The following is a 24503-nucleotide window of genomic DNA, read 5'->3' on the forward strand; positions in this document are numbered from 1 at the left end:
TTCTCCCATGTCGGACAGCCGCCCGCCTCTCCTGGAACTGCAGGACATCACCAAGTCGTTCGGCGGCGTCACCGCCTTGCGCGGCGTCGATTTCACGCTACGCCCCGGCGAGATCCATGGTCTCGTCGGGGAGAACGGCGCCGGCAAGAGCACGCTGATGAAGATCATCGCCGGCGTGCACACCGGATTCTCCGGCCGTTTCCTGCTCGACGGCCGCGAGGTCCATTTCAACTCCGCCCGCGACGCCCGCGCCGCCGGCATCGCCATGGTGCATCAGGAGCTGAGTGTTGCCCCTGATCTCACCGTGGCCGAGAACGTGTTTCTCGGCAACCAGCCGACCAATGCGCTCGGCATCGTCCAATGGCGCCGGATGGCGCGCGAGGCGGCCGAGCAATTGAAGAAGCTCGGCATCGACGCCGATCCGATGAGCCGGCTCGGCGACCTGCCGATCGGCGTGCAGCAGCTGATCGAGATCGCGCGGGTGCTGTTCTCCGGCGCCCGCATCATCATCCTGGACGAGCCGACCTCGGCGCTGTCGCCGCCCGAGGTCGAGCGGCTGTTCGCAGCCCTGCGCAAGCTGCGCGAGCAAAGCACCGGGATCATCTTCATCTCGCATTTCATCGAAGACATCCTGCTGATCTCCGACGAGGTCACGGTGTTCCGCAACGGCCGCAAGATCATGGAGACGCGGGCAGCCGACACCAGCAAGGCAGCGCTGATCGAGGCCATGATCGGCAAGGGCCGCGATGCGCTGGAGGGCAGCTACACCCACGACATAACCCTGCCCGCGCCGCCGGCCGGCAAGCCCGTGGTGCTCGAGGCCGCGGGCCTGTCGCTGGCCCGCAGCCTCAAGCGTGTGTCGTTCTCCGTCCAAGCCGGCGAGGTGCTCGGCATCTACGGCTTCATGGGCTGCGGCCAGCTCGAGCTGGCGCGCATCCTGTTCGGCAAGCTGGCGCCCGATGCCGGCGAGCTGCGCCTGGCCGGCGAGCGCAACCGCTTCAAGAGCACGGCCGATGCGCGCCGCGCCGGCATCGCCTTCGTGCCGGAGAGCCGGCGCGACATGCTGTTCCTGCAGGAGCCCGTGTACAAGAACGTCTCAATCAGCATCCTCGATCGCATCAATGCCGTGTTGCTGAAGCCGTCGCGCGAGCGCGCGCTCGCCAAGCGCCAGGTCGAGCAACTGCAGATTCGTCCCGCCGATGTCGAGATCGATCTCGGCCTGCTCTCCGGCGGCAACCAGCAGAAGGTCGCGCTGGCGAAATGGCTCAGCCATCCGCCACGGCTGCTGGTGCTGTGCGAGCCGACCCGCGGCATGGATGTCGGCGCCAAGAGCGACGTGATCGGAATCGTCCGGCAGCTGCGCGACCAGGGCATTGCCGTCATCGTGCTCTCGACCGAGCCGGAGACCGTGCTGTCGCTGGCCGACCGCGTCATCGTGCTCAAGCGCGGCGAGGTCGTGCGCGAATTCGCCGGCGAAACCATCAGCAAAGACCGTCTGCTCGAGGCGGCGTAGGGAGACTGTCATGGCGCATGGCGACACTGTTCCGATGCCCGAGGCACAGCCGCGGCGCGCAGGCGGGCTCGCCACGCTGCTGCGCACGCAGATGCGCAACATCGCGCCGTTCCTGACCTTGATCTTCCTCACCGCGTTCTTCGCGATCGCCAGCCCGTCCTTCGCGACGCTCGACAATGTCGGCAACATCCTGACCCAGGTCTCGGTCACCGGCATCATCGCGGTCGGCCTGACATTCGTGATCCTGTGCGCCGAGATCGATCTCTCGATCGCCGCCATCGCCAATGTCACCGGCATCGCGGTGGCCTTCTTCACCTTGCAGGACTCCTACGTCAACATCGCCAATCTGCCGCTGCCGGGCTTTGCCGCGATCATACTCGCCCTGGCCTTGTGCGCGCTGCTCGGCGCCGTCAATGCCTTCGGCCTGACGGTGATCGGCATTCCCTCCTTCATCATGACACTCGCGATGATGCAGATCGCCGCCGGCATCTCGGCGATGCTGGTGCGCGGCCAGATCGCCTACAAGGTGCCGCCCCTGATCACGACGCTCGGCTCCGGCTCGATCGCCGGCGTGCCCTGGATCGTGATCGTCGCCGCGCTGATGCTGCTGCTCGGCCACCTCGTGCTGACCTATACGCGCTTCGGCCGCTACGTCTACATGGTCGGCGGCAACCGCGAGGCGGCGGAATATTCCGGACTGAACGTCAAGCTGATCCTCGGCAGCGTGATGGTGATCTCGGCGGTCTGCTCGGGGATCGGCGGCATGCTGGGCGTGGCGCATTTCGGCAGCGCGCAGCAGAACGAGTTCGACACCTATCTGCTCGACTCGATCGCCGCCGTCGTCGTCGGCGGCACCAGCCTGTTCGGCGGCCGCGGTGGCATCGGCAACACCATCGTCGGCCTGTTCGTGCTCGGCGTGCTCAACAACGGCCTCGATCACGTCAACATCGACAGCTTCCTGAAGATCCTGATCCGTGGCCTGATCCTGCTCGCCGCGCTGGTGATCAACGTCTACGCGCAGCGGCTGCGCGCCAAGGCAGCGGATTGAGCGGGATGTGGTAGTCGTAGGGTGGGCAAAGGCGCAGCCGCAGTCTCTCCACACGCGGGATCGCGATGGCGCCGTGCCCACCATCTTGCCGATAAGCGCGCCGACCGACGGTGGGCACGCTGCCGCCTGCGGCGGCTGCTTTGCCCACCCTACGCATCTGTCTACGCATCTGTTTCCGTCATTGCGAGCGAAGCGAAGCAATCCAGAGCCATACGAAGACTCTGGATTGCTTCGTCGCTTTGCTCCTCGCAATGACGGGATTTGCCGAGCCCATCAAAACGCCGGCTGCCACTGGCGCAGCTCGCGCGCGGCACGCGTCACCGCCTCGATCGTCGTGAACGAGGCCGTCTCGACCATCAGCGTTCGTGCCAACCGGAGCGCCCGCGCCTCGCAGCTTGCGCGTCGCCTCTCGTCGGCGATCAGCTCGAAATCGATGTTGTGCGCAAGCCCCAGGATGCGCCGGATGATCTTGGCGGCCGTGAATCCGACCGCATCCTGGAACAGCCTCGCCATATAGGCCTGACGCTCGGCTTCCAGCCGTGCCGCGCCGGCCTCGCCGGGAAACAGCGACAGCGGATAGGCATCGCCAGTCGACTCGCTGCGCCAGAGCTCCAGGAATTTGCCTGCGAATCCGCTCCACACCTGATCGACCGTGCTCAGCACCCAGCTCTCGAACGCCTCCCGCTCGCCCGGTGACCTCTCGTGTCCTACGGAGGCAAAATACGCCATCAGCAGGTTCGCGAGCACCGCGCCGACGTCAAACCCCATCGGGCCGTAGAACGCGAATTCGGGATCGATCACCTTTGTCTCGGTCTCCGTGACCATGATCGAGCCCGTGTGCAGATCGCCATGGATCAGCGCCTCGGCGCGCGACAGGAACTGCAGTTTCAGCCTGGAGACGGCGACATGAAGATCGAGATCGGCGCGGATGTCAGCCGCGGTCGCATCGAGCCAAGGCGAGGTCCAGCGGTTCTGCTCGGCGCTGCGATAGGGATCGGTGAAGATCAGGTCCTCGGTGATCTTGCAGAGCGCATGATTGCCGGCAAAGCTCGCGATCGCCTCCTTCTTTGCTGCCGCCGACAGCGCAAGGTCGGACGAAAAGAACAGCGTCCGCGCCATGAACGTCGTGATGTGATCGACGAAGGCCGGATAGATCGCGCCGGCCACCAGCCCCTTTCGCATGATGATATGGGGCTCGAGCAGCTCCATCGCGGTGAGCGCCAGCGCCGGATCATGATGAATGATGGCCGGCACCAGTCCGGGCGCCAGCCGGCCCTGATGGGTCAGCGCCAGATGCTCAAAATGCGCACGCGACAGCGGCAGCGGCCAGCTCTCACCGACCAGGCGCACGTAAGGCAGCGCCTGCTTGACCGCGAGACCGCCGGACGTCCCCTTGACGATGAAGACGAGGTTGAGATTGCCGTCGCCGACCTCGGTGATCGACCAGCGATCGGCCGGTCCGCCAAGTTGCGCCGCGACCGCCGCAATGCCCGCGAGGTAGTCGCGCAGATCCGTTTCGTTCAGAATGCGATAGCCCGATGGCGTCCCCTGGCGGGCCTCGGCCGGTGTCGTCACGCACAACCTCCCTGTCGCGCTTGTTTTGACCTCCTATAGCAAAAAAGCCGACGCGCGTCCGCGCATCGGCTTCGGAAGAATGTTGTGCGCCGCAAGCGGCCTAGAACGGCAGCCCCATCAGCTTCGACAGCCGCTCGATGCTGAAATAGCCGGCCTGATAGGCCGCGAGCGCGAACGCAAAGATCCCGGCCGACAGCAGCGTCGTCCAGATCAGGCGCTTGCCCATCAGGCTGATGGTCGGCGCGCCCGGATCGGTTCCCGGCGAGGCGCCCCCGGTCTCGTGCTGGCTGCGCACGCCGAACGGCAGGATGACGAACAGCGTCACCCACCACAGCACGAAGTAGATCGCAAGCCAGGTCGAGATCGTATAGGCCATGACCGGGCTGCCTCAGGCCTGTTCGATTTCAACGAGCGCGCCGGAAAAATCCTTGGGATGCAGGAACAGCACCGGCTTGCCATGGGCGCCGATCTTGGGCTGGCCGTCGCCGAGCACGCGCGCGCCTTCCTTGATCAGCGTGTCGCGCGAGGCGATGATGTCGGCCACCTCGTAGCAGACATGGTGGATGCCGCCGTCCGCATTGCGCTCGAGGAATTTGGCGATCGGCGAGGCCTCGCCGAGCGGCTGGATGAACTCGATCTTGGTGTTCGGCAAGGTCACGAACACGGTGATCACGCCGTGCTCCGGCAGCGGCACGGCTGACGAGATCTCGGCACCGAACGCCGCGCCATAGATCTTGGCGGCCTTCTCGGCGTCCTTGACCGCGATGGCGACGTGATTGAGACGGCCCAGCATTGCATCCCTCCCCATTTCATTTCGCGCGGCCGTTGACCGGCTCGCGTCAGACTTCCAGGACGTGAACGAGGCAGATCGGCTTCTTGCCCCATTGCTCGTTGACCGCGGCGCGCACCGCCCGCCGCACCGATTCCGCCGCCGCATCCGGATCGCGCCGCCGCGCCCGCGGCAGGCCTTCGAAGGTCGAGACCACGGCGTCGAACACGATGTCGTCCATCTCCTCGCCGGCCGCGTTCTTCTCGGGGATGCCGACCATGTCGACTTCGGGATCGTCCGCCAGTTCGCCCTTCTCGGTGATCGCCAGCGCCACGAAGATGCAACCGGCAAACGCCATCTTGCGACGCTCGACCACGGCACGCGATTTCGCGTCCTCGACGATGCTGCCGTCCTTGTAGAGACGGCCCGCCGGCAGCTCGTCGATGATCCCGGGCTCGCCCGGACCAAGCTTGACGAGGTCGCCATTGCGGCAGGTGATCACTTTCGGCACGCCGCAGGCGCGCGCCAGCCGCGCGTGCTCGTGCAGATGCAGCGCCTCGCCATGAACGGGAATCAGGAGCTGCGGCCGCGTCCAGGCGATCATGTCGCGCAGCTCGTCGCGGCGCGGATGGCCGGAGACGTGGACGAGATGGTTGCGGTCGGTGATGATCTCGATGCCCTGCTGCACCAGCCCGTTGATGACGGCGCCGACCGCCTTCTCATTGCCGGGAATGGTGCGCGAGGAGAAGATGACGGTGTCGCCCTTGTTCAAGGTCACCAGCGGATGGTCGTCATTGGCGATGCGCGCCAGCGCCGCGCGCGCCTCGCCCTGGCTGCCGGTGCACAGCGCGAGCACCTTGTCGGCCGGGAAATGACCGTACAGATCCATGCCGCGGAAATTCTGCACGCCGTCGAGATAGCCGGTCTCGCGCGCGACCTGGACGACGCGTTCCATGGCGCGGCCGACGATGACGACCTCGCGCTCGGCCTCGCGTGCGGCGTCAGCGACGGCACGGATGCGCGCGACATTGGAGGCGAAGGTGGTGACCGCGACGCGGCCCTTGGCTTCCTTCACCAGCATCGCGATGGTCTTGGCGACTTCGGCCTCGGACGGCGAGCGTCCCTCGCGGACGGCGTTGGTGGAGTCACCGATCAACGCCAGCAGCCCGGCATCGCCGAGCTCGCGCAGCCGCTTCTCGTCAGTCGGCGCGCCCAGCACCGGCGTCGGATCGATCTTCCAGTCGCCGGTGTGCAGGACGGTGCCGACCTCGGTGTGGATGGCGAGCGCATGCGATTCCGGAATCGAATGCGCAACTGGGATGAACTCGACGTTGAACGGGCCGATATCGACCCGGCCGCCCGAGGGGATCACCGTCACCGGGATCTTGGCCGGCAGCCGCTCGGCTTCGCACTTCGCCTCGAACAACGCCGCGCTGAACTTGGTCGCGTAGATCGGGCATTTCAGCCGCGGCCACAGATCGATGATGGCGCCGAAATGGTCCTCATGGGCGTGCGTCAGAACCAGCCCGACCAGATTGTTGCGCTCCTTCTCGAGAAACGCCACGTCGGGCATGATCAGGTCGATGCCCGGCAGATGCTCCTCGTCGCCGAAGGAGACGCCGAGATCGATCGCGAGCCAGGAGCGCTGGTGGCGGTTGCCGAGGCCGTAGATCGACAGATTCATGCCGATCTCGCCGACCCCGCCAAGCGGAGCAAATGTCAGTTCGTCGGGACGCGCCATCTAGACCGCTCCTTTGGATGCGACCGAGCCGAAATGAACATCACCGGCCGTGATCGGCTCCAATCGTCCCTCCGCGGTCCGCACCAGCATACAACCCTGTTCATCGATCGTGTCGAAAATTCCCTCGATGATAGCATGTCCGGACCTGATGGCGACGGGCTGGCCGAGCCCGGCCGCGCGTTCCAGCCAGAGCCGGCGGATATCAGCAAAGCCCCGCCCCTCGTTCCAGATGCCGAAATATTCCACCCAGGACTCGGACAGCGCCGAGAACAGATCCTCAGCGCTGACCTCGACGCCTAGATCGCGCAGCGAGACCGCCGGTGTCGGGGTATCGGTCGGCGCCGCCACGACGTTGGTTCCGATGCCCGCGACGACCGCGAGCCCGCCGGCGACCTGCTCCGCCTCGAGCAGCATGCCGACGATCTTGCGCCCACCGGCGAGCACGTCATTCGGCCATTTCACCGCAAAATCGAGCGCCGAGCTGCCGCCGGATCGCAGCACAGCCTCGCGGCTCACCTGCCGCAGCGCGTTCTCGATCGCCAGGCAGGCGGCGAAGCCGAGGGTCGCGGCGACGACCGGCGCGACATTCAGCACTTCAAGGACGGACGACGCCAGATTGCCGCGCGGCGCAACCCAAGGCCGCTGGCGGCGGCCGCGTCCGGCCGTCTGCTCCGTGGTGACGAACCAGCACGGCGCCCTGGCGCCTTGCCGTGCAGAGGCCAAGGCCTCGATATTGGTCGAGCCGGCCTGATCGAAGACGACGAGCCCGTAGCCGCGGGCAGCGGCACGGGCCCCCAGAGCAAAGGGCATCTAGAACAGCGACTTCGCCGCGGCCGCGGCGGCGCTGACCAGCGGGCCGGGATAGGCGAAGAACAGGATGTTGAAGATGCCGGAGATCGCGAGCACGGTACGCAGCTCGACACGGACCGGATCGAGCGTGGCGAGCGGCTCGTCGAAATACATCGTCTTGACGATCAGCAAATAGTAGTAGGCGCCGACCACGCTGGTGAGCACGCCGATCACGGACAGCGCGAACAGCCCGGCCTTGATCGCGGCGACGAAGACGTACCATTTGGCGAAGAAGCCCGCGAGCGGCGGGATGCCGGCCAGCGAGAACAACAGCATCGCGAAGAAGAAGGCGAGCAGCGGATTGGTTCGGGACAGGCCGGCAAAGTCGCTGATCTTCTCGAACGACTGGCCATTGCGCTTGATCGCCATGATCACGGCGAACGAGCCGAGCGTCATCGCGACATAGATCGCGATATAGGTCAGTACGCCCTGTGCGCCTTCGACCGTGCCGGCGGCAAGGCCGACCAGCGCAAAGCCCATATGGCCGATCGAGGAATAGGCCATCAGGCGCTTGATGTTGGTCTGCCCGATCGCCGCGAACGAGCCGAGCGCCATCGAGGCGATCGAGACGAACACGATGATCTGCTGCCACTGGAAGGTGATGCCGGGGAACGCGGTCAGCGCGACGCGGGCAAACACCGCGAGCGCCGCAACCTTCGGCGCCGAGGCAAAGAACGCCGTGACCGGGGTCGGCGCGCCTTCATAGACGTCCGGCGTCCACATGTGGAACGGCACCGCCGACACCTTGAAGCACAGGCCGGCGAACAGGAAGACGAGGCCGAAGATGATTCCGACGCTGCCGGTCTTGGCCGCCGCCGCAATGCCGGCAAAGCTGACCGTTCCGGTGAAGCCGTAGATCAGCGAGGCGCCGTACAGCAGCATGCCGGAGGACAGCGCGCCGAGCACGAAATATTTCAGGCCGGCTTCGGTCGACTTGACGTTGTCGCGATGGCTGGCGGCGACGACATAGAGCGCAAGCGACATCAGCTCGAGGCCGAGATAGAGCGTGATCAGGTCGCCGGCCGAGATCAGCACGAGCATGCCGAGCGTCGAGAGCAGCACCAGGATCGCGTATTCGAAGATGCGGCGGTCGGGCGACGACAGGAATTCCGCCGACATCACCAAGGTGGCGACCGAGCCGATGATCGCCAGGATCTTCAGGAAGCGCGCGTAGCTGTCAGCGATGAAGCTGCCGCCGAAAGCCTGGCCGCCGGGCTGCCTGAGCACCAGGATGCCGACCACGATCAGGAGCACGACCGCAAGGCCGGTGACGATCCCCGTCGTCCCCTGCCCGCGAAACGCGCCCAGCATCAACAGCGCCATGGCCCCCAAAGCCAGCAGCAGCTCCGGCAGCACCACCCAAAGCTGAGGCCCAAGATTCTCGATCATCGTCTTTGTCCCGACCCCCTAAGGTCTCATCATTGGAGCAGCGCGGCGGCCTTCACGGCCGTCACGGCGGTATTGTAGTTGTTGACGAGCTGCTGCACCGACGCCGCCGACATGTCGAGGATCGGCTTCGGATACACGCCGAACAGGATGGTCAGCGCCACCAGCGGAAACAGGATCACGCCCTCGCGCAAGGTGAGGTCCTTGATGCTGGCGAGCGACGGCTTGGTCAGCGCACCGAACACCACCTTGCGATACAGCCACAGCGCGTAGCCCGCCGACAGGATCACGCCGAAGGTCGCGAAGAAGGCAGTCGGGATCGACACCTTGAAGGTGCCGAGCAGGGTCATGAACTCGCCGACGAAGCCGGAGGTGCCGGGCAGACCGACATTGGCCATGGTGAACACCATGAACACCAGCGCGTAGATCGGCATCCGGTTGACGAGGCCGCCATAGGCCGCGATCTCGCGGGTGTGCATGCGGTCGTAGACCACACCGACGCAGAGGAACAGCGCCCCCGAGACGATGCCGTGCGAGATCATCTGGAACACGCCGCCGGCGACGCCCTGCATGGTGCCGGCGAAGATGCCCATGGTCACGAAGCCCATATGCGCCACCGACGAGTAGGCGATCAGCTTCTTGATATCCTCCTGCATCAGCGCGACCAGCGAGGTGTAGATGATCGCGATCGCCGAGAGCGTCCACACCAGCGGCGCGAAATCGTGCGACGCCAGCGGGAACATCGGCAGCGAGAAGCGCAGGAAGCCGTAGCCGCCCATCTTCAAGAGGATCGCGGCCAGGATCACCGAGCCGGCCGTCGGCGCCTCGACGTGGGCGTCCGGCAGCCAGGTGTGAACCGGCCACATCGGCATCTTCACCGCGAAGGAGGCGAAGAAGGCCAGCCAGGCCCAGGTCTGCAACGACCGCGGCACCGCCGTATGCATCAGGGTCGGAATGTCGGTCGTGCCGGCGTTCCAATACAGCGCCATGATGGCCAGCAGCATCAGCACCGAGCCGAGCAGCGTGTAGAGGAAGAACTTGAAGGACGCGTAGACCCGGCGCGGACCGCCCCAGACGCCGATGATCAGGAACATCGGGATCAGACCGCCCTCGAAGAACAGATAGAACAGCACGAGGTCGAGCGCCGAGAAGGTGCCGACCATGAGCGTTTCCAGGATCAGGAACGCCATCATGTATTCGCGCAGGCGGTTGGTGACCGACTTCCAGCTCGCCACGATGCAGAACGGCATCAAGGCGGTGGTCAGGATCACGAACGGCAGCGAGATGCCGTCGACGCCCATGTGATAGCTGATGCCGGCCGCCAGCCAGTTCGATTTCTCGACGAACTGGAAGTCGGTCTGGTTGGGATCGAAGCGCAGCACCAGGAGCACCGACACCGCGAAGGTGATCAGCGTGGTCCACAGCGCGATCCAGCGCGCATTGCGCCTTGCGGCCTCGTCGTCGCCGCGCACCAGATAGATCAGCAGCGCGCCGACGATCGGCAGGAAGGTGACGACGGAGAGAATTGGCCAGGTGGTCATTGCTGGCCCCCCATGAACATGAACCAGGTGATCAGGCCGGCGACGCCGATCAGCATGGCAAAGGCATAGTGATAGAGATAACCGGTCTGGATCTTGACGACGTTGCGCGTGACGTCGAGCACCCGCGCCGAGACGCCATCGGGACCGAACCCGTCGATGACGAAACCATCGCCCTTCTTCCAGAGGAAGCGGCCGAGCCACTTCGCCGGACGAACGAAGATAAAGTCATACAGCTCGTCGAAGTACCATTTGTTGAGCAGGAACTTGTAGAGCAGCGGCTGCTGCGCGGCCAGCTCCTCCGGGATGTCCGGACGGCTGACATAGAAGAAGTAGGACACCGCGAAGCCGAGCACCATCATGATGAAGGGCAGCTGGCCCAGCCAGAACGGCATGTGCTCCATGTCCTCCAGGATGTGCGGGTTCATCTTCAGCGACTCGCCGAAGAAGTGCTCGACGCCATGCGGATCGGCGAACAGGCCCTTGAACGGGAAGCCCGCGAGGATGGAGCCCGCCGCGAGCACGCCGATCGGGATCAGCATCCAGATCGGGCTCTCATGCGCGGCCTCGTAATGATGCTGGTCGTGCGGCGTGCCGAAGAAGGTCTTGAACACCAGACGCCAGGAGTAGAACGAGGTCAGGCCGGCGGCGACGATGGTGAGGAAGTAGGCGTAGGTCGCGAACGGATTATGCGAGGCGTAGGCGGCCTCGATGATCGCGTCCTTCGAGAAGAAGCCGGCGAAGCCCGGGAAGCCCGTCAGCGCCAGGGTGCCGATCGTCATCACCGCAAACGTATACGGGATCTTCTTCCACAGGCCGCCCATGTTGCGGATGTCCTGCTCGTGATGCATCGCATAGATGACCGAGCCCGCGCCCAAGAACAGCAACGCCTTGAAGAAGGCGTGCGTGAACAGATGGAACATGCCGACCGAATAGGCCCCTGCTCCCATCGCCACGAACATGTAGCCGAGCTGCGAGCAGGTCGAGTAGGCGACGATGCGCTTGATGTCGTTCTGCACCAGGCCGACGGTCGCCGCGAAGAATGCCGTGGTCGCACCGAAGAACATCACCACGGCCTGCGCGTTCGGCGCCAGCTCGAACAGCGGCGACAGGCGCGCCACCATGAACACGCCGGCGGTCACCATGGTCGCAGCATGGATCAGCGCCGAGACCGGGGTCGGACCCTCCATCGCGTCCGGCAGCCAGGTGTGCAGCAGGAACTGCGCCGACTTGCCCATCGCGCCCATGAACAGCAAGAGGCAGGTCAGGGTCAGCGCGTCGGCATGCCAGCCGAGGAAGTTGATTGTCTTGCCCGCGAAGCTCGGCGCGGCCGCGAAGATGGTCTCGAAATCGGTCGATTTCGCCAGTAGGAACACCGCGAAGATGCCGAGCGCGAAACCGAAGTCACCGACGCGGTTGACGACGAACGCCTTGATCGCGGCCGCATTGGCTGAGGGCTTCTGGAACCAGAAGCCGATCAGCAGGTAGCTCGCCAGACCGACGCCCTCCCAGCCGAAGAACAGCTGCACCAAATTGTTCGCGGTCACCAGCATCAGCATCGCGAAGGTGAACAGCGAGAGATAGGCGAAGAAGCGCGGACGGTTCGGATCCTCGTCCATGTAGCCGATCGAATAGAGGTGCACGAGCGAGGACACGCTGGTCACAACCACCAGCATCACCGCCGTGAGCGTGTCGACGCGCAGCGCCCACGACACCTGCAGCTCGCCCGAATTGATCCAAGGCAGCAGCTCCTTCACCCCGGCCTCGTGGTGCAAGAAGCCGACGCTCACAAGCATCGCCCAGGACAGCCCGGCCGAGACGAACAACAGTGCGGTCGTGATCGCCTGCGCGGCCCAAGTGCCGGCGGCCGGCGGCTCGGCGACGTGATGGTCGTCGTGACCGCCATGACCGTGATCATCATGGCCGTGATCGTCATGGGCATGGGCGTCGGCGGCGTGATGATGACCGTCGTCGTGATGATGCTCGACCGTATCGCCGCTCGGATGGCGCGCATGCGCCCCGAACAGCGCAATCAGGCCGGCCAGGATCGCGCCCAGCAGCGGCAGAAAGACAATGGCCTGGATCATTCGCCTGTTCCTTTACGCATGACCTTGCCGGCGAACCGGCCCCCACTCATCAGGATCATGCGCCCTTAGCCCTTCATCAGATTGACGTCTTCGACCGCGATCGAGCCGCGGTTGCGGAAGTAGACCACCAGCACGGCAAGACCGATCGCGGCTTCCGCCGCGGCCACCGTCAGCACCAACAGCGCGAACACTTGGCCGACGATGTCGCCGAGGAAGGTCGAGAACGCCACCAGGTTGATGTTGACCGCGAGCAGGATCAGCTCGACCGACATCAGGATGACGATGATGTTCTTGCGGTTCAGGAAGATGCCGAGGATGCCGAGCGTGAACAGCATGGCCGCCACAGCCAGATAGTGTCCCAGTCCGATGGTCATTTCACCCACTCCGCGGCGTCCGTATCCTGCAGCCCCTGTCCGACCGCGACCTTGCGCACCGCCATTGCCATCTCCGGCGTACGGGCGTTCTGGACGTTGATGTCCTGGCGCTTGACGCTGACCTTGTGGCGGAGCGTCAGCACGATGGCGCCGATCATCGCGACCAGCAGGATCATGCCCGACAGCTGGAAGTAATGGATGTACTTCGTATAGAGCACGAGGCCGAGCGCCTCGGTGTTGGTGACGTTGGTCGGGATCGCCGCCGTGATCGCCTTCGGCGTCGTCGGGTTGATGACCCAGTAGGACACCGTCAGCAGCAGCTCGAACAGGAAGATGCCGCCGATCACCAGGCCGATCGGCATGTATTGCAGGAAGCCCTCGCGCAGCTCGGTGAAGTCGACGTCGAGCATCATGATCACGAACAGGAATAGCACCGCGACCGCTCCGACATAGACGACGACCAGGATCATCGCCAGGAACTCGGCGCCCATCAGCACGAACAGGCCGGAGGCGTTGACGAAAGCGAGGATCAGATAGAGCACCGAGTGAACGGGGTTCTTGGAGACGATCACCATCACGGCCGAGGCCACGCAGACCGCCGCGAACAGATAGAAGAAGAGCGCAGGAAGGATCATCGGACGGCCTCAGCGGTACGGCGCGTCGAGCGCGATGGCTTTGGAGATCTCGCGCTCCCAGCGGTCGCCGTTCGCCAGCAGCTTGGCCTTGTCATAATACAGCTCCTCGCGGGTCTCGGTCGCGAACTCGAAGTTCGGTCCCTCGACGATGGCGTCGACCGGGCAGGCTTCCTGGCAAAGGCCGCAATAGATGCACTTCACCATGTCGATGTCGTAGCGCACCGTGCGGCGGGTGCCGTCATTGCGACGCGGACCGGCCTCGATGGTGATCGCCTGCGCCGGGCAGACCGCCTCGCACAGCTTGCAGGCGATGCAGCGTTCCTCGCCATTGGAATAGCGGCGCAGCGCATGCTCGCCGCGGAAACGCGGCGAGATCGGGCCCTTCTCGAACGGATAGTTCAGGGTCGGCTTCGGCTGGAAGAAGTAGCGCATCGCGAGGAAGAACGCGGAGACGAACTCGGACAGCAGCAGCGACCGTGCAGTGGCGGAAATGTTCATGACAGCCTCATTTCGGCGCGATGCCGGCGAAGTGCAGCACGCCCGCGACGATCACCACCATGACCAGCGACAGCGGCAGGAACACTTTCCAACCGAGTCGCATCAACTGGTCGTAGCGGTAGCGCGGCACGATCGCTTTCGCCATCGCGATCAGGAAGAACATGAAGAACAGCTTGAGTGCGAACCAGATGACGCCGGGCACCCAGTTGAACGGCGGCAGGTCGATCGGCGGCAGCCAGCCGCCGAGGAACAGGATCGTCGCCAGCGCGCACATCGTGGTGATGGCGACATATTCGCCGAGCATGAACAGCAGATAGGGCGTCGAGCCGTATTCCACCATGAAGCCGGCCACGAGCTCGGATTCCGCCTCCACGAGGTCGAACGGCGGACGGTTGGTCTCGGCCAGCGCCGAGACGTAGAACACCACGAACATCGGGAACAGCGGCCAGACGTACCAGTTCAGGATCGTCAGCTGCGGCAGGCCGATCAGGCTGGCGAGACCGCGGGCATGCTGCGCCTCGACCACAGCCGAGAGGTTCAAGGTGCCGGCGCAGAGCAGCACGGTGATGATGACGAAGCCGATCGAGACTTCGTAGGACACCATCTGCGCCGCCGAGCGCAGCGCCGCCAGGAACGGATATTTCGAGTTCGACGACCAGCCGGCCATGATGATGCCGTAGATCGACAGCGACGAGATCGCGAAGATGAAGAGGATGCCGACATTGATGTCGGCGATCGCCCAGCCGAGATTGGTCGGAATCACCGCCCAGGCCGCCAGCGCCAGCACGCAGGACACCAGCGGCGCCAGCAGGAACACGCCCTTGTTGGCGCCCGCCGGGATGATCGGCTCCTTGAGCACGAACTTCAGGAGGTCGGCGAACGACTGGAACAGGCCCCAGGGCCCGACCACGTTGGGTCCCCGGCGGATCTGCACCGCGGCCCAGATCTTGCGGTCCGCCAGCAGGATATAGGCGATCGCGACCAGGAGGACGACGAGGAGCAGCACGCTCTGCGCGATCATGACGATCAGCGGCCAGAGGAAGCCGGTCCAGAATGAGCTCGCAAAGAAATCAGCCATCAGGTCACGCTCACTCCGCTGCCGTCAGCATCTGCCCGGAGGCCAGGCGGGAGCATTCCGCCATGACCGCCGATGCGCGTGCGATCGGGTTGGTGAGATAGAAGTCTTCGATCAGCGGCTTGAACGGCGCCTTCTCCAGGCTGCCGCCCTTGCCCGCCAGGGTTTTGATGTCGGCGATCTTGCCGGCCTCGATCTGGTCGATCCGGCCGAGATGCGGCGCGACCTTGACGATCTCGGCGCGCAGCGCCGCCAGCGAGTCATAGCCGAGCTTGCGGCCGAGCACATCGGATAACGCGCGGATGATCGCCCAATCCTCGCGCGCCTCGCCCGGCGGGAACGAGGCTCGCCCTGTGACCTGCACCCGGCCCTCGGTGTTGACGTAGAGACCGGACTTCTCAGTGTAGGCCGCGCCCGGCAGGATGACGTCGGCGCGATGCGCGCCGCGGTCGCCATGGGTGCCGATATAGACGGTGAACACGCCCTCGGGCACCTCGACCTCGTCGGCGCCGAGCAGGAACATCACGTCCATGGTGCCGAAGGTCGTCATCTGGGCGCCGGTCAGGCCGGTGCCGTTGAAGCCGATGTCGAGCGCACCGACCCGCGAGGCGGTGTCGTGCAGCACGGCAAAGCCATTCCAGTCGTCGCGGACGGCGTTGACGTCCATCGCGATCTTGGCGGCGAGCGACAGGATCGCCCCGCCATCATGGCGGGCGGCGGCACCGGAGCCGACCAGCACGATCGGGTTCTTGGCGTTGCGGAACGTGGACGCGAAGGAGTGCTTGCCGGCGGCGACATCGCTGAGCGAGTCCGTGCCTGCGCCGATATGCTCATAAGGATAGGTCAGATCGGCCTTGGGGCCGACCTGACCGACCTTGAGCTGCCCCGAGCGCCAGCGCTTGCGGATGCGGGCGTTGAGCACCGCCGCTTCCTTGCGCGGATTGGCGCCGACGATCAGGATCGCGTCGGCCTGCTCGATGCCGGCGATGGTCGGATTGAACAGATAGGACGCACGGCCGAGCTTGGCGTCGAAGCTGTCACCGCCCTGCACCGCGACGTTGGACGAGCCGAGCTTGGCGAGCAGATCCTTGAGCGCGAACATCTCCTCGACCGCGGCGAGATCGCCGGCGATCGCGCCGATGCGCTTGCCGTCGATGCGCGACAGCTTGGCGGCGATGGCCTTGAACGCCTCCGGCCAGGTGGCCGGGCGCAGCTTGCCGTCCTCGCGCACATAAGGACGGTCGAGCCGCTGTGTGCGCAGGCCGTCGACGACGTGACGGGTCTTGTCCGAGATCCACTCCTCGTTCACGGCGTCGTTGATGCGCGGCAGGATGCGCATCACCTCACGGCCGCGGGTGTCGACCCGGATCGCCGAGCCCAGGCCGTCCATGACGTCGATCGACTGCGTCTTGCCGAGCTCCCAGGGGCGCGCGGCAAAGGCATAGGGCTTCGAGGTCAGCGCGCCCACGGGGCAGATGTCGACCAGATTGCCCTGCAGCTCCGAGCTCAAGGCCTGCTCGAGATAGGTCGTGATCTCCATGTCCTCGCCACGGCCGATCGCGCCCATTTCCGGCACGCCGCAGACTTCCGCCGAGAAGCGGACGCAGCGCGTGCACTGGATGCAGCGGGTCATCGAGGTCTTGACCAGCGCGCCGAGATACTTGTCCTCGACGGCGCGCTTGTTCTCGGCGTAGCGGCTGGTGTCGACACCATAGCCCATCGCCTGGTCCTGCAGGTCGCATTCGCCGCCCTGGTCGCAGATCGGGCAGTCCAGCGGATGGTTGATCAGAAGGAATTCCATCACGCCTTCGCGTGCCTTCTTGACCATCGGCGACCGTGTCGAGATCTCCGGCGGCTCGCCCTTCGGACCCGGACGGCAGTCGCGCACGCCCCAGGCGCAGCTCGCGACCGGCTTCGGTCCGCCCTTCACCTCGACGAGGCACATCCGGCAGTTGCCGGCGATCGACAGCCGCTCATGATAGCAGAAGCGCGGAATCTCGGCGCCCGCCGCCTCGCACGCCTGCAGCAGCGTGTACTCCGGCGGCACATCGATCTCTTTGCCATCGATGATGATCTTGGTCATTGCCTCACATCTCTCTCAAACCACGGACCACCGCGCCGCTGCGCTCCTTCAGGGCGCGAACGCGGAGGAAAATCTTGCTGGCGGACAGGACCGCCATCCCCTACTCCGCCGCGACCATATGCGCGGGATCGCGCACGCCGACGTCGTCGACATCGGCCTTGTGCGAATACTGGTCGATGCGCGCTTCGATCTCGTGACGGAAATGCGTGATCAGGCCCTGGATCGGCCAGGCCGCGGCGTCGCCGAGCGCGCAGATCGTGTGTCCCTCGATCTGCTTGGTGACTTCCAGCAGCATGTCGATCTCGCGCTTATGCGCGCGGCCTTCGGCCATGCGGGTCAGCACGCGCCACATCCAGCCGGTGCCCTCGCGGCACGGCGTGCACTGGCCGCAACTCTCATGCTTGTAGAAATACGAGATGCGCGCGATCGCGCGGATCAAGTCGGTGGACTTGTCCATCACGATCACGGCCGCGGTGCCGAGGCCGGAGCGCAGCTTGGACAGGCTGTCGAAATCCATCGGCGTGTCGATCATCTGCTCGGCCGGCACCATGCGCACCGACGAACCGCCGGGGATGACCGCCTTGAGATTGTCCCAGCCGCCGCGGATGCCGCCGCAATGCTTCTCGATCAGCTCGCGGAACGGGATGCCCATCGCCTCTTCGACGTTGCAGGGCCGCTCGACGTGACCGGAGATGCAGAACAGTTTCGTGCCGACATTGTTCGGACGGCCGATGCCGGCGAACCATGACGCGCCGCGGCGCAGGATGGTCGGCGCGACCGCGATCGATTCGACGTTGTTCACGGTGGTCGGGCAGCCATACAGGCCGACATTGGCCGGGAACGGCGGCTTCAGCCGCGGCTGGCCCTTCTTGCCCTCGAGGCTTTCGAGCAGCGCCGTCTCCTCGCCGCAGATATAGGCGCCGGCGCCATGGGCGACGTAGAGATCGAACGGCCAGCCATGGATGTTGTTCTTGCCGATCAGATTGGCCTCATAGGCCTGGTCGATCGCGGCCTGCAGCCGCTCGCGCTCACGGATGAACTCGCCGCGCACATAGATGTAGCAGGCATGCGCGTTCATCGCGAAGCTGGCCAGCAGGCAGCCCTCGACGAGATGATGCGGATCGTGCCGCATGATCTCGCGGTCCTTGCAGGTGCCGGGCTCGGACTCGTCGGCGTTGACCACGAGGTAGCTCGGCCGGCCGTCGGTCGATTCCTTCGGCATGAACGACCATTTCAGGCCGGTCGGGAAGCCGGCGCCGCCGCGGCCGCGCAGGCCCGACGCCTTCATCTCGTTGATGATCCAGTCGCGGCCCTTGTCGATGAGACCCTTGGTGCCATCCCAGCTGCCGCGCCGGCGCGCGCCTTCGAGGCCCCAATCATGGAGGCCGTAAAGGTTGGTGAAGATGCGGTCCTTGTCCTCGAGCATGATCAGACGGCTTCCTCGAATTCAGCGGTTCGACTGCATGGTGGCGATGAAGGCGGCACAGCCGCCGAACACCAACGCCCACAGCAGACTGGACTCCAGCGTCGCGTTGAGCGCGAAACGCTGCAGCACGAAAATGAAAGCGGCGGCAGCAAGCGTATGCAGCGCCACGTAGCGCCAGTTCTTCATCGCGGCGCCCTCTCGGGTCAGGGCCGCAACGCGGATGCGATGGCGGCTCATGTCTTTTCCTTCAGCGTGGTCGGACCGCCGGCGGGCGCCGAGAACTGGCGGCCGTTCTGCGGACCCGGCGTCGGCAGGTTGCCGGTCGCGAAGCCGTCGAGCACCTTGCCGAAGCTCTCCGGCGTCAGGTCCTCATAAGTGTCCTTCCACACCTGCACCATCGGCGCATTCACGCAGGCGCCCAGGCACTCGACCTCTTCCCAGCTGAAATCGCCATCCTTCGACAGATGGAAGGGGTCGTGATGGATGCGATGCTTGCAGACCTCGATCAGCTCCTCGGCGCCGCGCAGCCGGCACGGCGTGGTGCCGCAGACCTGCACATGCGCCTTCTTGCCGACCGGCTGCAACTGGAACATCGTGTAGAAGGTCGCGACTTCGAGCACGCGGATATAGGGCATGCCGAGCATGTCGGCGACGACGCGGATCGCGGCTTCCGAGACCCAGCCCTCGTTCTGCTCCTGGGCACGCCACAGGATCGCGATGACCGCCGAGGCTTGGCGGCCTTCCGGATATTTCGCGATCTGGGCCTTGGCGAAGGCGAGGTTTTCCTCCGTGAACGCAAAGCTCGCGGGCTGGACTTCCTTCGGGGCAAGACGGCGGACGGACATGGCTCTTCAGTCTTTCATTGCATGCGGCGCGCGGCACTTGCATTGAGCGCTGCGACGCGATTCTGCCAGAAGGCACTTGCAGTTCCGAACACGTTATAGCCGACGTGCGCGGACACCTTGATGCGGTCGAGGATCGACAGTTCGGTCACCGTCTCGAAACGCCGGCTCTGCGGGTCATAGACCATCAGCTGCATCGGCGTCTGCTCGAGGATATAGCGGGAGACCGTATGATTGCGGTCCTGGCCGTGCTCCTCGCAGAGGATCATGCTGTCCGTCGACAGCAGCCGGGCGCCGCCCTTGATCGCCTCGATCTCGACGCCCTCGACATCAAGCTTGATCAGGTACTTGCCGGAGGCCGCGACCTTGCCGTCATCGATGAGGTCGTCCAGCGCCATCACCGGCACCTGCTCACCGCCGGTGTTGCCGCCGGCGATGCTGAAGGCCTCGTGCTTGGTGCCGGTCAGATAGGCTGTGCCACGGCGTTCGCCGATGGCGCACTTCATCACCTCGAAGCGGCCGGCATTGACCCTGGCATTGTTGGCGAGCTTGGCGAAATTGGCCGAGGACGGCTCGATCGCGATCGCCTTGTGGGCGCCATAGGGCGCGCTGGAGACCAGCACCGACCAATAGCCGTAATTGGCGCCCCCATCGATGAACGTATAGTCGACATCGGCGGTGCCAAGAAAAAGCAGCTCGAGCTCGTCTTCGTAGTGATAGGAGCGGTTGAGCAGCTTGCTCCAATAGCCGTCGCCATACGGAAACTCGAACACGGCGTCCGGGTTGAGCTTGACCGCGATGTTGCGCTCCGCCAGCGCCAGGCGCAGCAGATTGGCGCAGCGATTATAGCCGCGATGCGAGAAATGCGACGAGATCTTCGAACCGGTGACCAGCGCCAGGGCAGCCGTGCGCTCCCAGAGATTCGCCCCTTCGAGCGCTCCGGAAGCACGATCGAACTGGATCGGCGCATGGCCCATCAGCGGTCCACCTCTCCGAACACGATGTCGAGCGAGCCGAGAATGGCCGAGACGTCGGCGAGCAGATGCCCGCGGCACAGGAAGTCCATCGCCTGCAGATGGGCGAAGCCCGGCGCCCGGATCTTGCACTTGTACGGCTTGTTGGAGCCGTCGGAGACCAGGTAGACGCCGAACTCGCCCTTCGGGGCCTCCACGGCGGCATAGATCTCGCCGGCCGGCACGTGCACGCCCTCGGTATAGAGCTTGAAGTGGTGGATCAGCGCTTCCATCGAGCGCTTCATCTCGCCACGGCGCGGCGGCGCGATCTTGTTGTCGGTGACCACGACCGGCCCCTGCCCGTCCGGCGCCCGCAGCTTCTGGATGCACTGCTTCATGATGCGCACCGACTGGCGCATCTCTTCCATGCGGATCAGATAGCGGTCGTAGCAGTCGCCATTCTTGCCGATCGGAACGTCGAACTCCATCTCGGCGTAGACATCATAAGGCTGCGACTTGCGCAGGTCCCAGGCCGCGCCCGAGCCGCGCACCATCACGCCGGAGAAGCCCCACTCCCAGGCCTGCTTCAGGGTGACGACGCCGATGTCGACATTGCGCTGCTTGAAGATGCGGTTGCCGGTGAGCAACTGGTCGAGATCGTCGACCACCTTCAGGAACGGATCGCAGAACGCGTCGATGTCGTCGATCAGCTTCGGCGGCAGGTCCTGGTGGACGCCGCCGATGCGGAAGTAGTTGGCGTGCATGCGCGAACCGGAGGCGCGCTCATAGAACACCATCAGCTTCTCGCGCTCCTCGAAGCCCCACAGCGGCGGGGTCAGCGCGCCGACGTCCATCGCCTGCGTGGTGACGTTGAGCAGATGCGAGAGCAGCCGCCCGATCTCCGAATACAGCACGCGGATCAGCTGGCCGCGGCGCGGCACCTCGATGCCGAGCAGCCGCTCGGCCGCAAGGCAGAACGCATGCTCCTGGTTCATCGGCGCGACATAGTCGAGCCGGTCGAAATAGGGCATCGCCTGCAGATAGGTCTTGGTCTCGATCAGCTTCTCGGTGCCGCGATGCAGCAAGCCGATATGCGGATCGACCCGTTCGACCACCTCGCCGTCCAGCTCCAGCACGAGACGCAGCACGCCGTGCGCCGCCGGATGCTGCGGACCGAAATTGATCGTGAAGTTGCGGAGTGCCGGGCTCTGCTCGTTCATGCTCGCGCTCCCACTCACTTGGTCGCTTTCTCGTCGCCGGGCAGCGGATAGTCAGCTCCCTCCCACGGCGAAAGGAAATCGAACTTGCGGAATTCCTGGTTGAGCCTGACAGGCTCGTAGATCACCCGCTTCTCCTGGTCGTCGTAGCGCACCTCGACGAAGCCGGTGGTCGGGAAATCCTTGCGCAGCGGATGGCCGTCGAAACCGTAGTCCGTGAGGAGCCGACGCATATCGGGATGACCGACGAAGATCACGCCGTAGAGATCGTACGCCTCGCGCTCGAACCAGTCCGCCCCCGGAAACACGTCGATCAGCGACGGCACCTGAGTTGCCTCGTCGGCCTGGCCCTTGAGCCGGACCCGCGCGTTCAAGGTCGGTGACAGAAAATGGTAGACGACATCGAAGCGCTTGGCGCGCTCCGGATAGTCGACCGCCGTGATGTCGGTGATATTGACGAAGCGGCAGGCCGGATCGTCGCGCAGATATTTCGCCACCTCGACGATTCGGGTCGGCTCGATGTCGACCGTCAGCTGGTTGAAAGCGACCGAATGACCGAGCGCGGCGCCCGGAAGCGCGCTCACGATCGTCTGCCCAAGGGCGTCGAGCCTGCCATCGTCCATAACGAAAACCTTCAGCGTTCGATGGTGCCGGTGCGACGGATCTTCTTCTGCAGCAGCAGAACACCGTACAGCAGCGCTTCCGCAGTCGGCGGACAGCCGGGCACATAGATGTCAATGGGAACGATGCGATCGCAGCCGCGGACCACCGAGTAGGAATAGTGGTAGTAGCCGCCGCCATTGGCGCACGACCCCATCGAGATGACGTAGCGCGGCTCCGGCATCTGGTCGTAGACCTTGCGCAGCGCCGGGGCCATCTTGTTGGTCAGGGTGCCCGCGACGATCATCACGTCGGACTGGCGCGGCGAGGCGCGCGGCGCGAAGCCGAACCGCTCGACGTCGTAGCGCGGCATCGAGACCTGCATCATCTCGACGGCGCAGCAGGCCAGACCGAACGTCATCCACATCAGCGAGCCGGTACGGGCCCAGGTGATGAGATCGTCGGCGGTCGCAACGAAGAATCCCTTGTCCGACAGCTCGTGCCTGACCTCGAGGAAATACGGGTCGTTGGCACCGATCGGCCTGCCGGTCGCGGGATCGAGAATGCCCTTCGGGGCCGGTGCGATCACCGGGCCGGTCGAGGACGGGTTGGGGCTCAATCCCATTCAAGCGCGCCTTTCTTCCATTCGTAGGCAAACCCGACCGTCAGCAGGGCCAGGAACACCAGCATCGACCAGAAGCCGGCCGCGCCGAGCTTGCCGAATGCCACTGCCCAGGGGAACAGGAAGGCGACTTCGAGGTCGAAGATGATGAAAAGGATGGCAACCAGGTAGAAGCGAACGTCGAACTTCATGCGCGCGTCATCGAACGCATTGAAGCCGCATTCATACGCGGAAAGCTTCTCCGGATCGGGCTGCTGATAGGCGACCAGGAACGGCGCGATCAGCAGCACCACCCCGATGATGGCTGCGACACCTATGAACACGACGAGGGGGAGATAATTCTGGAGGATGCCGGTCATCGGCGCCACTTTCCTCTGCGGCTTCGGTGCAAACCACAGACTCGTTGCATTGGAATTGTTCTGAGCCTTAGCGCAGCGCACCAAGCCGCGCAAGACAAGCCGTCTCAACGCCGTCATCCCTCCCCACATTGCGGAAACCCGGACACACGGGGCTGGCGGGCGCCGCAGCGCGCACGCGTCTGTCACATCACAGACCCGCAGCATTACGGTGTCCGGTGCGCGATCGGCAGAGGCTGATCGGCTCAGCGATCGCGAGCACGCACGGCGGTGTGCGCAGAGCCGGACATGGTTCGGGGCGGATGGCAAAGCGGCGATCGGGTGGCAGATCAGTCGCGATGAGCAATGGGCCGATACGCTTCCTCTATCGAGTAGATGGTCACCCGAGGTCGCCGAATCAAGCTCGCGCGCAGCTTGCAGGGGCTCGAGGCAGCGGAGACACCAACCAGGGCAACGTCAGCCAAAGACGCCGGTCGGGCGACGCTGGCGAAGGACGGTCCGCATCCTCCCGCCGGCCGCAACACGCCCTGCAAACAATGAAACCATTTTGAGGAAACGACGAAACCGGATCGAAACAAACCAGCGGTACATGTCCGGCAACAAAGTGGCGCTGTGAGACGCCGGGAGGCTGACATGAACCACTCGCTCCATTCCGCGGATCGTTCGACCCATCTGAAGGTCGTCGTCGTGGCCCTCATCGCCGGGATCGCCTTGACTGCCTTTGGGATCGCCGCCCGCACCGTCGACGACAGCCAGACGGCCGCTCACGTCGTGAAGGCGGGCAAGCCGATCACCGTGACGAGTTCCACCGCATCGATGGTGCGCTGACCCGTCGCCGTTCCCTCGTGGAAGGTGTCCCGGCCGCCGCTTCGGCGGCCTTTTTCTTGCGCGTCATACGTCCTCAGAGCACCGGTCCGCCGCGGTCACACCGCAGGCGCAAAGCGGCACGGGTCGAAAGCCACCCAGAAGCAGCGAGACGAACAACCAACGATATGTGTGAGGATACTAAGCCATTCAAAATGGCGCGAGAGACGGGGCTCGAACCCGCGACCTCCGGCGTGACAGGCCGGCGCTCTAACCAACTGAGCTACTCCCGCGTGATCGCGAAATCCGCGGAGGAGTGCGACTTAAAGGGGCGATGTTTCGAAGTCAAGGACAATGAAACCGGATTTGTGAGAAGTCGTCGATCAGTCCCCAACAGGCCCAGACCCGCCACGCCGCTGCCTGCGCTGCGTCCGCATCAAAACCTCAGGACGCAAGGCCGGGAGACGGCAAGATGACCATCGCTCCAAACATCCGGTTGCCGCAACGGCGGA

At 64.8% G+C, this 24503-nt stretch carries 24 protein-coding genes and 1 tRNA gene; 3 read left to right on the forward strand and 22 right to left on the reverse strand.

What is annotated here, in order from left to right; translation table 11 throughout:
* Window positions 1-7: 7 nt before the first annotated feature.
* Window positions 8-1513, forward strand: coding sequence for a sugar ABC transporter ATP-binding protein (locus HL671_RS10860; protein ID WP_172236393.1), 1506 nt, complete (start codon window positions 8-10; stop codon window positions 1511-1513).
* Between the two features lie 10 nt (window positions 1514-1523).
* Window positions 1524-2561, forward strand: coding sequence for an ABC transporter permease (locus HL671_RS10865; RefSeq protein WP_172236394.1), 1038 nt, complete (start codon window positions 1524-1526; stop codon window positions 2559-2561).
* Window positions 2562-2834: 273 nt separating this feature from the next.
* Here HL671_RS10865 and mtnK read toward each other — a convergent pair whose 3' ends face one another.
* From mtnK to HL671_RS10970, 21 genes are all read right to left on the reverse strand, one after another.
* Window positions 2835-4136, reverse strand: a complete 1302-nt coding sequence (gene mtnK, locus HL671_RS10870; protein ID WP_172236395.1) for an S-methyl-5-thioribose kinase — start codon at window positions 4134-4136, stop codon at window positions 2835-2837.
* Window positions 4137-4236: 100 nt separating this feature from the next.
* On the reverse strand, window positions 4237-4512 hold the full coding sequence (locus tag HL671_RS10875) for a DUF1467 family protein (protein WP_172236396.1): 276 nt from the start codon (window positions 4510-4512) through the stop codon (window positions 4237-4239).
* 12 nt (window positions 4513-4524) lie between these two features.
* Window positions 4525-4929, reverse strand: a complete 405-nt coding sequence (mce, locus tag HL671_RS10880; RefSeq protein WP_012044572.1) for a methylmalonyl-CoA epimerase — start codon at window positions 4927-4929, stop codon at window positions 4525-4527.
* Window positions 4930-4975: 46 nt separating this feature from the next.
* On the reverse strand, window positions 4976-6646 hold the full coding sequence (locus tag HL671_RS10885; RefSeq protein ID WP_012044573.1) for a ribonuclease J: 1671 nt from the start codon (window positions 6644-6646) through the stop codon (window positions 4976-4978).
* Window positions 6647-7456, reverse strand: a complete 810-nt coding sequence (locus tag HL671_RS10890; RefSeq protein ID WP_172236397.1) for a biotin--[acetyl-CoA-carboxylase] ligase — start codon at window positions 7454-7456, stop codon at window positions 6647-6649. It abuts the gene before it with no gap.
* On the reverse strand, window positions 7457-8884 hold the full coding sequence (gene nuoN / locus HL671_RS10895) for an NADH-quinone oxidoreductase subunit NuoN (protein WP_172236398.1): 1428 nt from the start codon (window positions 8882-8884) through the stop codon (window positions 7457-7459). It abuts the gene before it with no gap.
* A 29-nt stretch (window positions 8885-8913) separates the two neighbouring features.
* Complete coding sequence (locus tag HL671_RS10900; protein ID WP_012044576.1) at window positions 8914-10422, reverse strand: NADH-quinone oxidoreductase subunit M; 1509 nt, start codon at window positions 10420-10422, stop codon at window positions 8914-8916.
* Window positions 10419-12506 (reverse strand): NADH-quinone oxidoreductase subunit L, encoded by a 2088-nt coding sequence (gene nuoL / locus HL671_RS10905; protein WP_172236399.1) that lies wholly within the window; start codon window positions 12504-12506, stop codon window positions 10419-10421. The genes HL671_RS10900 and nuoL overlap by 4 nt, the downstream gene beginning before the upstream one ends.
* Before the next feature lie 65 nt (window positions 12507-12571).
* Window positions 12572-12880: an NADH-quinone oxidoreductase subunit NuoK gene (gene nuoK, locus HL671_RS10910; RefSeq protein WP_006611001.1), complete on the reverse strand. Its 309-nt coding sequence runs from the start codon at window positions 12878-12880 to the stop codon at window positions 12572-12574.
* Entirely contained in the window at window positions 12877-13515 is a 639-nt protein-coding gene (locus tag HL671_RS10915; RefSeq protein WP_012044578.1) for an NADH-quinone oxidoreductase subunit J, read from the reverse strand. Before HL671_RS10915 ends, nuoK begins: the two co-directional genes overlap by 4 nt.
* A gap of 9 nt (window positions 13516-13524) precedes the next feature.
* Window positions 13525-14013 carry an NADH-quinone oxidoreductase subunit NuoI gene (gene nuoI / locus HL671_RS10920; protein ID WP_172236400.1) on the reverse strand — a complete coding sequence of 163 codons (489 nt, stop codon included), beginning with the start codon at window positions 14011-14013 and terminating at the stop codon, window positions 13525-13527.
* 7 nt (window positions 14014-14020) lie between these two features.
* On the reverse strand, window positions 14021-15091 hold the full coding sequence (gene nuoH, locus HL671_RS10925; protein WP_012044580.1) for an NADH-quinone oxidoreductase subunit NuoH: 1071 nt from the start codon (window positions 15089-15091) through the stop codon (window positions 14021-14023).
* A 10-nt stretch (window positions 15092-15101) separates the two neighbouring features.
* The gene (nuoG, locus tag HL671_RS10930; RefSeq protein ID WP_172236401.1) at window positions 15102-17171 is read right to left on the reverse strand and encodes an NADH-quinone oxidoreductase subunit NuoG; all 2070 of its coding nucleotides are present in this window, start codon (window positions 17169-17171) and stop codon (window positions 15102-15104) included.
* Window positions 17172-17271: 100 nt separating this feature from the next.
* Window positions 17272-18597 (reverse strand): NADH-quinone oxidoreductase subunit NuoF, encoded by a 1326-nt coding sequence (nuoF, locus tag HL671_RS10935; RefSeq protein WP_172236402.1) that lies wholly within the window; start codon window positions 18595-18597, stop codon window positions 17272-17274.
* A 21-nt stretch (window positions 18598-18618) separates the two neighbouring features.
* Window positions 18619-18834: a hypothetical protein gene (locus HL671_RS10940; RefSeq protein WP_012044583.1), complete on the reverse strand. Its 216-nt coding sequence runs from the start codon at window positions 18832-18834 to the stop codon at window positions 18619-18621.
* On the reverse strand, window positions 18831-19442 hold the full coding sequence (gene nuoE, locus HL671_RS10945) for an NADH-quinone oxidoreductase subunit NuoE (protein ID WP_172236403.1): 612 nt from the start codon (window positions 19440-19442) through the stop codon (window positions 18831-18833). Before nuoE ends, HL671_RS10940 begins: the two co-directional genes overlap by 4 nt.
* A gap of 14 nt (window positions 19443-19456) precedes the next feature.
* Complete coding sequence (locus HL671_RS10950; RefSeq protein WP_012044585.1) at window positions 19457-20416, reverse strand: FkbM family methyltransferase; 960 nt, start codon at window positions 20414-20416, stop codon at window positions 19457-19459.
* A complete protein-coding gene (locus HL671_RS10955) occupies window positions 20416-21612 on the reverse strand; it encodes an NADH-quinone oxidoreductase subunit D (RefSeq protein ID WP_012044586.1) in 1197 nt (398 codons plus the stop codon). Before HL671_RS10955 ends, HL671_RS10950 begins: the two co-directional genes overlap by 1 nt.
* Before the next feature lie 14 nt (window positions 21613-21626).
* On the reverse strand, window positions 21627-22232 hold the full coding sequence (locus HL671_RS10960) for an NADH-quinone oxidoreductase subunit C (protein ID WP_012044587.1): 606 nt from the start codon (window positions 22230-22232) through the stop codon (window positions 21627-21629).
* An 11-nt stretch (window positions 22233-22243) separates the two neighbouring features.
* Window positions 22244-22828, reverse strand: a complete 585-nt coding sequence (locus tag HL671_RS10965) for a NuoB/complex I 20 kDa subunit family protein (protein WP_012044588.1) — start codon at window positions 22826-22828, stop codon at window positions 22244-22246.
* Window positions 22825-23190: an NADH-quinone oxidoreductase subunit A gene (locus tag HL671_RS10970; RefSeq protein WP_172236426.1), complete on the reverse strand. Its 366-nt coding sequence runs from the start codon at window positions 23188-23190 to the stop codon at window positions 22825-22827. Before HL671_RS10970 ends, HL671_RS10965 begins: the two co-directional genes overlap by 4 nt.
* Before the next feature lie 630 nt (window positions 23191-23820).
* On the opposite strand from HL671_RS10970, the gene HL671_RS10975 reads away from it, so the two are divergent.
* The gene (locus HL671_RS10975) at window positions 23821-24015 is read left to right on the forward strand and encodes a hypothetical protein (RefSeq protein ID WP_041750805.1); all 195 of its coding nucleotides are present in this window, start codon (window positions 23821-23823) and stop codon (window positions 24013-24015) included.
* A gap of 192 nt (window positions 24016-24207) precedes the next feature.
* Here HL671_RS10975 and HL671_RS10980 read toward each other — a convergent pair.
* A tRNA-Asp gene (locus tag HL671_RS10980) sits at window positions 24208-24284 on the reverse strand.
* Window positions 24285-24503 lie beyond the last annotated feature (219 nt).

The organism is Bradyrhizobium denitrificans, from assembly GCF_013179005.1.
Lineage (GTDB): Bacteria > Pseudomonadota > Alphaproteobacteria > Rhizobiales > Xanthobacteraceae > Bradyrhizobium > Bradyrhizobium denitrificans.